The following is a 9074-nucleotide window of genomic DNA, read 5'->3' as shown; positions in this document are numbered from 1 at the left end:
GTCTTCTTTTCCTTCTTCTCGGCCTTCTTTTCCTTCATCGTCTTGGCCGGCTTCTTCTTTTCCTGCTTCTTCTGGTTCATGCCCTTGCTCATGTGCTTCTCCTCTCGTGCCTGTCGCGCAACCGGGGCGGCTGCCTTCCGGGCCGCAAGTATGCGCCGACGCGGGCATGGGGACGCGTCCAATCGCATGCGGGGCGCCCCGCGGTTCAGCGGCGCGAGCACGCCGTTGATGACGGCGGGCGGTGGTCCGAACCGGCCGAGTTCGAGCGGCGGCCGATGTGGGTTGGGCCTTGTTGCACGGATGCGATGCTCGGTGGACGGCCGTCGGCTTCCACTGCGGCCATCCATCCTTCAGCGGACATTCCCGACACCCGGCTTCGCCGTGATCGGCTTCATCCATTCCGCGCTCGGGCGATCGTCGATGTCGTCGACAAGGACTTGTGCCGCATGCGCAACCGATGGTTGCAGCGCTTCTACATGCGTCGCAGCACCATGTGGGCAGCCTTCTCCGAAGGCGCGAACTGCACGCAGTGGTACCCCGCGGGCAAGCGCTCCAGGTCCTCGAACAGACGCTCGCCGCTCCCCAGCAGGATCGGCGAGATCGCGATATGCAACTCGTCGATCACGCCTGCGCGCAGGTACTGCCGGATCGTTGCGGCGCCGCCACTGATCTGCACGTCCTTCTCGCCCGCCGCCTGCCGCGCCTGTTCGAGTGCTTCGTGGATGCCGCCGGTGACGAAATGGAAGACCGTGCCACCGTCCATCCGAAGCGACGGACGCGCGTGATGCGTGAGGACGAAAACCGGGCCGTCGAACGGCGGGTCGTCGCCCCACCATCCGCGCCATTCCGCGTCGGGCCAGGGCCCGCGAACCGGCCCGAACATGTTGCGACCCATGATCCACGCACCCACGTTGTGGTGCGAGCGCATCGCGAAGGTGTCGTCGATGCCCGCGTCGCCGCCTGCCTTCCCGTGCAACTTCAGCCACCGCCGCGTGGATACGAGCCAGTCGTGCAGTTTCTCGCCGCCGACACCCAGTGGGTGTTCGAGGTCCTGGTCCGGACCTGCCCCGTACCCGTCCAGTGAAATCGTGAAGCTTTCGACGCGGATTCGTGCCATGGCTGATTCTCGCTGAGCGGATGCGCGGGGACCCGCGTTTGCTTCCTGCGACGAGCGGCCGTGCGACAGATCGACATTCACTGTCGCCCATCGCCATCGGCCACTCGCTGCGCGCCGATTCCCGATCCGCTCCGTGCGGCCTGATCGAGCAGCCAGTCGCGGAACGCGCGGATCTTGCCACTGTTGGCGTGCGCGGCGGGGTAGGCGAGCCAGTAGTCGCGTGCGTCGCGCACGACGAGCTCGAATGGCTGCAGCAGGCGACCGGCCGCGAGTTCCGGTTCGAAGAACAGCGGCGAGCTGATCGCCACGCCGTGTCCCGCGATCGCGGATGCCACCGCGTGCTGTTCGATGGCGAGCTCGATCCCGGGTTTCGTGGCGAGATCGGCGTCGGCCAGCCCCGCGGCGACGAACCACTCGCGCCACCAGCGTTCGCGGCCAAAACGCGGCAGTGCGAGCAGGTCCGCCGGGGTGCGTAGACGTTCGCGCAGCGCGGGGCTGCACAACGGCGTGAACAGGCTCGGCAACAGCAGGTCCGCCCGCAGCCCGGGCCATTCGCCGGCGCCGATGCGAATGCCGACGTCGAATTCGCCCTGATCCAGGTCGACGAGGGGCACGCCGGTATCCAGGCGCACCGCAAGCCGCGGGTGCGCAAGCTGGAAGGCGCCGAGACGCGGCACCAGCCAGGTGGCGGCGATCGTCGGCAGCGCGGTGATCGCGAGTTCGGTTTCGGTGCGTTCGCGCAGTTGCTCGAACGCCTGGTTCAGTCGCTGGAACGCATCCAGCACGGCCGGCGCGAGCCGCTGGCCCGCAGGTGTCAATGCCACGTTCCGTGGCTGGCGCTGGAACAACCTCAGGCCCAGTCGTTGCTCGAGCTGCTTGATCTGGTAACTCACCGCGGCCTGGGTCATGTGCAGCTCGGCGGCGGCGCGGGTGAAGCTGCCCAGGCGTGCGGCGGCTTCGAACGCGCGCACGGCAGGCAAGGGCGGCAGGCGCGTTGACATAAAGCTCCCTTATCGATGTGCCAGGAATTTCGCGTTGAACGCCTCGCGTGCCGTGCCTAGCATCACCGCCATGCAACGTTTTCTGGCCACCGAAGCGATTTTCACGAAGCAGTCGCTGGACTATGTCCAAGAAGCAGGCCTTGGGCAAGAAGGTGCCGCGTGAATGCCGGCGCAGCCGTGTTCTTCGCCGCTGCGCTCGCTGCCGCTGCGGCCACGCCGGGTCCGACCATCACGGCTGTGGTTGCGCGCGTGCTCGCGCACGGTCGCAGCGGCGCGCTGCGGTTCTGCACTGGACTGCTGCTCGCCGAGCTGCTCTGGCTGCTGTGCGCGATCGTCGGCGTGGGTTCACTGGCTGCCCGGCACCCGGGAATCTTCGAAGCGATCCGCTACGCCGGCCTCGCCTGGCTGCTCCGGCTGGCGTGGAAGCTTTGGCACGCGCCGCCGATGACGTCCCACGCGGGCGCCGGGAGCGAGTCGCGCGCGCTGCTTGCCGGCGCCGGCATCGCGCTCGGCAATCCGAAAACCATGCTCTTCTACGTCGCGCTGCTGCCGGGCATCGTCGGCCTCGATGCGCTGTCGGCGCGCAACACGCTGATCCTCGCCGCACTCGTCGCGACCGTGGTCGGCGCCGTCCTCGCGCTTTACGTGCTGCTGGCCGAACGCGTCCGCTGCCGGTTCCACTCTGCTGTCGCCCTGCGTCGCATCGGGCGCGGCAGCGCATTGCTCATGGTCGCTGCCGCCGCAGCGATCGCCATCCACTGAATTTCTGCCGGAGTCCGCCCATGCGCTTCATCATTTTGCTCTTCGCCCTGCTCGCGACGCCGCACGCGTTCGCCGTGGAAGCCACCGCAGCCAATGCGGAGGAAGCCGTCGTGCTCCGAGATTCCGCGGCGCTCAACAACGCCGACCTCGACGACTTGATGGCGGTGCTCTCTCCGTCGATCCGCATCTACAAGCACCCCACCGAACCGCACAGCCTCGTCGGGCCGCAGTCGGACAAGATGGGCACGTACGAGCAGGTGCGGACCTATTTCACGGAGGCCTTCAAGCAGGGACCGCAAGGCCGCCACGAAGTCGTCGAGATGGTTTCGCTGGGCGACCTCGTGCTCGCGCACGTGGAGTTCCAGTTGCCGCACGAGTCAAGCCTCAACCAATTGCTCACCGCCTTTCGCGTGCGCAACGGACAGATCCAGGCCATGTGGCATATCGCCCGCGTCGAGGGGGCGAAGCGCGATTCCGGAGCCGCTGCGCAGGCGGTGATCCGCCGCTTCAACGAGGCGGCCGACCGCAACGATGTCGACGCGTTCCTCGCCCTGTTCGCGCCCGACGCGCGCAACTTTCATTTCCGTGGCGCGCCGGACGTGCTGGGTGGCGCACCATCGAAGAGCCTCACCGACCCAGCCAGCCGCGAGCGTGTGTTCCGCACGATGTTCGCCGAGCGTCCGGCGCGGATCCAGGTCCTGGACGGCTTCGCGGTCGGCGAATGGGCGGTCAGTCATGACCGTGCCACGCAGAAGGACGGCAGCGTCAGCGAGGGCCTTTCGCTCTACCGCGTGCAGGACGGCAGGATCGTCGATGACTGGTACCTGGCGGAGCGCAAAAGCGGGGACGGAGCGGATCACCCTGGGTCTCCCGGACAGGCCAATTAGACACCGGCAACGCGGCGAAGTCCTCACGCTTCGCTCCGCGATCCCTCACCCGCCGCGCTGCGCGCGTCGGCCTCTCCCGCGAGCGGGAGAGGCGACGTCGGCGGAAATGTCGCGGATCATTCCTTCTTCTGCGGACGCTTGCCGACCCCGGGCATCGCGGTGATCTGCTTCATCCACGCCGCGATCTGGCGCTCGTCGATGCCGTCGACGGAGGCGAGCTCGACGCCGCGCGTCGCCTTGCCCATCGCGACCGGCGTCACGGGTGGCACGGGGTCGAGCGTGATGCCGTTGACGAACATGAGCTTGACGTGGGTCGCGAAGGCGCCGCAGCAGAAGCACCAGCCGTCGCCGACGCCGTAGTACGCCATGCCCCATTTCACGCTGCGCTGCAGGCCGGGCAGGGTGCGCGCGGCGAGCGCGTCGATGCGTTCGGCGATGGCGCGCTGCGGTTGCGGCAGGCCGGCGATGTAGGCGAACACCGGTGCGTCGCCGACGGCAGCCTTGGCGGGGCTCGCTTTGCCGTTCAAAGACTCCGGCAGGCGAGGGGGTGTCGCGATGGCTTTCGCCGAAGCCTTGGATGCGGGCTGCTGGGCAGGGCGGGTGGCTTTGTCGGCTTTGCGGATCATGGGGGTACTCCGTATGGGGCACGCCCGCCAACGCGGCGTGGGTGCGGCATGTTCGGGCGCTTCGCGAGTACGACGAACGAGAAGCGTGACGATCGACGCGGTGGGGCGACCCGACGCGGGCGTGAAGTCGGCCGGATCCATCCGCGGGACCGACGGATCCGGCGCTTCGCGCCTTGATCCGTCCTACGAAGGCGCCCGATGGGTGGGAACGATCGGTCGCGCGCAGGGTGCGCTCCTTCGGCGCGGTGCCCCGTGCGCGCTCCGCATGTCTGGAACCCGGGTCCTTTTTCGTACCAGCGTACTGAACCCGCCCTCGACGCGGTCCCGCACGGGGCTGTCGCCGCGCGGCGGCCGGGCAAAACGCCCGCGAATCGCCTCATTACCTGGAAGGAAAGGACGCACCATGACATCGATACGACTCCCCCGCGAGCGCACGGGCCGCACCTCGGCGCGCGCGACGCACCGGGCGCGCGGGTTCGCGGCGGCGCTGCTCTGCGCGGTCGCGATACCCGCGTGGGCCGACGTCTACACGGTCAACACCGCGGGCGACAACCCGCAGGACCCGGCGATCACCGACCACTGCGCCGCGCTCGGCGACACCTCGCACTGCACGTTGCGCGCCGCGATCTCGATCGGCAACGCGCGTTCGGGCAGCCACACGATCAACATCGGCGTGGCGTCGATCACCCTCATCAACGGCAGCCTCACGCAGATGCGCGCGCCGTTCATCGTCAACGGCAACCACGCGACGATCAACGGCAACGGCCACGGCTGCTTCGACCTCACCGATTCGGGCACGGCCGCGATCGGCCATGCCGACGGCGCGACGGGCTCCAAGCTCCTCAACCTCGTGATCGGCAACTGCAGCGGCGCCGGCATCGGCGCGAACGGCCACGACTACGTGTTCAGCGGCAACTACATCGGCGTGAACGCGACCGGCCTCGTCGCGATGCCGAACACGGGCGACGGCATTTCGGTGTCCGCCTCGCACGTCTACCCGGACACGAGCTCGAACTTCCTGCTCAACCTGTACCAGGACTTCCCGGTGCAGCCGGTCGACGCGTCCGACATCCAGGCGTTCTCGAGCAACCTCGCGACGGCGCTCGCGTCGCTGCACCCGGTGCTCATCAGCAACAACGTGATCGCCGGCAACGCGCAGAACGGCATCGAGATCTTCAGCGAGAACCTCGCCGCCGTGACCGTCAGCGGCAACATGATCGGCACCGACATGACCGGCAACGTCGCGATTCCGAACGGCGCCGACGGCGTGCACCTCGTCGGTTCCACCTTCGGCAACCTCATCGGCCCCGGCAACGTCATCAGCGGCAACGGTGCCAACGGCATCCGCGTCGACGCGGGCACGGTGTTCCTGCCGAACTTCATCATGGGCAACCGCATCGGCCTCAGCGCGACGCTGCCCGGCGTGCACATCGGCAACGCCTTGAGCGGCATCGTCGTCGACAGCCGGCCCGACACCGACCCGACCAGCTTCAACCCGAGCAGCATCGCGCTCGTGATCGGCCCGGCCAACGTGATCGCCGACAACAAGGGCGAGAACAACAACGGCTTCCCCGACACGCTCGGCAACGACAGCGCCGGCATCCTCATCACCGGCGCGAGCAACGGCGTCAAGGTGCTGCACAACACGATCGGCCTGGCCGAGTTCCCGTCGGGCTCGCCGTCGGCCTCGACCGCGTACGGCAACGCCGGCGACGGCATCATCGTGACGACGACGGGCAACGAGATCGCCGGCAACATCGTCGCCGCGAACGCGCGCCACGGCATCGTCGTGAAGGGCAGTTCGACCGCGAGCACGCGCATCGTCGGCAATTCGATCGGCGTGAGCCCCGACTTCGCCGGCAATCTCACGCTCGGCAACGGCGTCGACGGCATCCACATCAACGCAGCCAGCGCGACCACGATCGGCGGCCCGGCCGCGTCCGACGCGAACACGATCGTCGCGAACAAGCGCAACGGCATCAAGCTGCGCAACGGCGGCGGCGACCAGAACGGCTGGAGCAACCTGTTCCAGCGCAACCGCGTGTTCGGCAACGCGAAGGCATTCGCCGGCGTCGACATCGACCTCGAGCACCCGGAGAACGCGCTCGACGGCCCGCATTCGGAGATCCCGGCCAATTACGCCAACCGCGACCAGGCGCCTGCGCACATCTGCGCCGGCAACGAAGTCTCCGGCGCGTGCGCGGGCTCGACCCCGCCGATGAACGACGGCGGTACGACGTTGCAGTGGACGATCAGCACGCACGGCGTGGCGAACTTCCGCCTCGAGTTCTACTCGATCGATGCCGCGACCACGACCGCGGCGACGACGATGTCGTACGTCGGCGAGCAGCTCGTGACGACGACCCTGGCCGGCACGCCGGCGAACAGCGCCGCGTGCACGGGCGGACGCTGCACGGCGACGCTCGGCAGCGTGGCGGCGGGCCGCCGCATCGTGATGACCGCGACCGACGTCACGCCGCTCACCGACACGCCTGCGGGCGGCAGCGGCTGGCAGGCGTTCCTGAAATGCTTCGCGGGCAACAACGGCATCATCCTGCCGGCGTGCACGGCGAACGACACGTCCGAGTACTCGAACGCGGTCCTCGTCACCGGCAATGATCGCGTGTTCAAGAGCGGGTTCGAAGCGCCGTAACGCAGCCCGGAGTACGGCGGTACGCCCGCGAGCGCGTGCCGCCGAGGGCGCGCGTGCGGACCGCGATGGCGGTCGCGCCGAATCGCGGTGGCACCGTCAGCGAATCGCGGTGGCACCGTCGGCGTATCGCGATGGCGCCATCGGCGGTTCGCGGCGGCACTCGCGGTTGAACGCCTGGCCGCAAACGACGGCGTCGCGCGCTTCGTGCCGCCCTACGCGGCCGGCTTTCATCCCGAATGGACGGTAGGGCGGTACGCGCGAAAGCGCGTGCCGCCGTGGGCGCGTGCGCCGGATCGCAGTGGCGGTCGCGCGGGAGACGCGATTGGCCCGTGGAATGGGCCGGATCTAGCCGCGGGAGCGGCGGATCCGGCGCTTCGCGCCTCGATCCACCCTGGGGATTCCCCTCTTCCGATCGCGAGAGAGGGGCGTCAGGACGTATCGTGGCGAACGCGCTGCACGCGTGTGCGGTACGACGTCACGTTGTCGCCGCGGATACGCGTTTCGCGCGTGCCTTTCACTTCGTCGACCTTCGCGTCCGAACCGGTCACCGGCTTCGCTTCGACCTTCGTCTCGCGCTCGAATGCATGCGACTTGTCGGTGTTGCGGTAGTAGCGATACAAGGCCCAGTACAGGCCGGTGGCGCCGGCCGGGCCGAGCATGAGCAGCCAGAGTCCGCCGTCGTCGCTCATGGCGCGTGCTCCCTGATGTCGTTCATGACGAATGCGCCAGGATCCACAGCGCGATGCCTTCGAGGAACGTGCCGACGGTGATCGCGGTGACGAGCAGCTTCCACTGCTGCACGGGCACGCTGCCCATCGTCTCGCCGGTGCGGCCGTTGACCGCGATGTAGTGCAGCAGGCCGCCGTTGCTGCCGGGCTGGTGGTACGAATACAGCCATACGGGCAGGTACATCGACACCCAGCGCGTGCCGTGCACGTCGAGGCTTTCCTGTTCCCAGCGCACGCCGCGGTCGTAGCGCTTCACCGAGGCTTCAACCTGCGCGCGCGCGATCGACAGCAGCTGGTCCTCCATGCGCGGGCGCAGGCTCTCGACGTCGCGGTCGCGCTTCTCCGAGGTGAAGCCGGAGAGATAGGACGCGTTCCACTTCACCGCGTTCTTGGTGTCGAACGGCAGGATCGTGTTGATGATGTTGTTGGTGTTCGCGCGCGTGTCGAGGTTGCCGCGTTCGCTCGAGGATTCGAGCGGCAGGTCGTCGACGGTGAAGTCGACGTGGCGTTCGACGCGATAGACGTCGGCGTCGTAGTAGGTCTTCTTGTTGTCGCCGCTGCCTTGCGTGTAGCGGCGCGTCTCGATCTCGCCGCGGCCGCCGACGTCGGCGCTCGCATTGCCGTCGACGATCATGTACGGCAGGTAGACGCCGACGACGTTCTCGGGCGTGAACTGTTCCTTGAATGCCTTCAGCGCGAACAGGCGTCGCTTGTCGACGAACTGGCGGATGCGCGCGACCGCGTCGTCCTTCTTGATGTGGAACGGCAGCACCGCGTCGGGTACCGCGCCGTTCGCGATCTGCTCGTTGACGCCGAGCACGTGGCGGCACCAGTGGCAGCGCGCGGTCATCGCGTTCTCGGTGTTGACCGCGACCTCGGCGCCGCAGCCGCTGCACTTGAACGTCATGATGGTCGCGGCGTCGGCCGCGATGTCGCGCGCGCCCGAGGCGACGACCGTGCCCTCGAGCCGGTCGAGGCCGTCGCCGAGCCCGAACTGTTCCTCGACGCGCTCGCTCTGCCATTGGTGGCGGCAATACAGGCACACGAGCAGGTCGCTGCCCGGCTTGTGCCGGATCTCGGTCGAGCCGCACTTCGGACAGCGGTTGACGCCGTCTTCGAGTTCCTTCGAGGCCGTGTCGATCGCGACCGGATCGGGCGCTTCGAGTTCCTTGCGGATCGGCTCGGGCATCGTCGCCGGATCGATGCCCGTCTCGCCGGGCATCGGCGGCACGTCCTGCGGCGATCCGGGGCCGCGATAGGACGGTCGATCCTGGGGCGAACCGGGACCGCGAGGCGGTCC

10 protein-coding genes are annotated in these 9074 nt (G+C 68.2%); 4 read left to right on the top strand and 6 right to left on the bottom strand.

Features of this window, described 5'->3' with window-relative positions:
* The 3 genes from VI238_RS18760 to gcvA form a co-directional block, all read right to left on the bottom strand.
* On the bottom strand, positions 1 to 188 hold a 188-nt coding region (locus tag VI238_RS18760; protein ID WP_414650066.1), incomplete at its 3' end, for a hypothetical protein.
* Positions 189 to 472: 284 nt separating this feature from the next.
* Complete coding sequence (locus VI238_RS13075; RefSeq protein WP_331652050.1) at positions 473 to 1198, bottom strand: dihydrofolate reductase family protein; 726 nt, start codon at positions 1196 to 1198, stop codon at positions 473 to 475.
* Positions 1195 to 2118 carry a transcriptional regulator GcvA gene (gcvA, locus tag VI238_RS13070; protein ID WP_331652048.1) on the bottom strand — a complete coding sequence of 308 codons (924 nt, stop codon included), beginning with the start codon at positions 2116 to 2118 and terminating at the stop codon, positions 1195 to 1197. The genes VI238_RS13075 and gcvA overlap by 4 nt, the downstream gene beginning before the upstream one ends.
* 34 nt (positions 2119 to 2152) lie before the next feature.
* Here gcvA and VI238_RS13065 point away from each other — a divergent pair, with 34 nt between their 5' ends.
* Genes VI238_RS13065 through VI238_RS13055 form a run of 3 tightly spaced genes read left to right on the top strand, consistent with a single transcriptional unit; the run spans position 2153 to position 3767 of the window.
* Positions 2153 to 2281, top strand: coding sequence for a hypothetical protein (locus tag VI238_RS13065; protein ID WP_331652046.1), 129 nt, complete (start codon positions 2153 to 2155; stop codon positions 2279 to 2281).
* Positions 2278 to 2880, top strand: a complete 603-nt coding sequence (locus tag VI238_RS13060; RefSeq protein ID WP_331652044.1) for a LysE family translocator — start codon at positions 2278 to 2280, stop codon at positions 2878 to 2880. The genes VI238_RS13065 and VI238_RS13060 overlap by 4 nt, the downstream gene beginning before the upstream one ends.
* Positions 2881 to 2900: 20 nt before the next feature.
* Positions 2901 to 3767, top strand: a complete 867-nt coding sequence (locus VI238_RS13055; protein WP_331652042.1) for a nuclear transport factor 2 family protein — start codon at positions 2901 to 2903, stop codon at positions 3765 to 3767.
* A 116-nt stretch (positions 3768 to 3883) separates the two neighbouring features.
* On the opposite strand, the gene VI238_RS13050 is transcribed toward VI238_RS13055, so the two are convergent.
* Positions 3884 to 4294 (bottom strand): DUF1801 domain-containing protein, encoded by a 411-nt coding sequence (locus tag VI238_RS13050; RefSeq protein WP_331652040.1) that lies wholly within the window; start codon positions 4292 to 4294, stop codon positions 3884 to 3886.
* Between the two features lie 502 nt (positions 4295 to 4796).
* Between VI238_RS13050 and VI238_RS13045 the strand changes: the two genes are divergently transcribed.
* Positions 4797 to 7046 carry a hypothetical protein gene (locus VI238_RS13045; RefSeq protein ID WP_331652038.1) on the top strand — a complete coding sequence of 750 codons (2250 nt, stop codon included), beginning with the start codon at positions 4797 to 4799 and terminating at the stop codon, positions 7044 to 7046.
* A 428-nt stretch (positions 7047 to 7474) separates the two neighbouring features.
* Here VI238_RS13045 and VI238_RS13040 read toward each other — a convergent pair whose 3' ends face one another.
* Together VI238_RS13040 and VI238_RS13035 are read right to left on the bottom strand one after the other, a co-directional pair.
* On the bottom strand, positions 7475 to 7735 hold the full coding sequence (locus VI238_RS13040; RefSeq protein WP_331652036.1) for a hypothetical protein: 261 nt from the start codon (positions 7733 to 7735) through the stop codon (positions 7475 to 7477).
* A gap of 22 nt (positions 7736 to 7757) precedes the next feature.
* Positions 7758 to 9005, bottom strand: coding sequence for a TFIIB-type zinc ribbon-containing protein (locus tag VI238_RS13035; RefSeq protein WP_414650065.1), 1248 nt, complete (start codon positions 9003 to 9005; stop codon positions 7758 to 7760).
* Positions 9006 to 9074: the final 69 nt, after the last annotated feature.

It is taken from the genome of Dokdonella sp., assembly GCF_036518555.1.
In the GTDB taxonomy this organism is placed as follows: Bacteria; Pseudomonadota; Gammaproteobacteria; order Xanthomonadales; family Rhodanobacteraceae; genus Dokdonella_A.
Note: the sequence above shows the minus strand (reverse complement) of the source record. Positions and strands in the feature narration are given on the sequence as shown.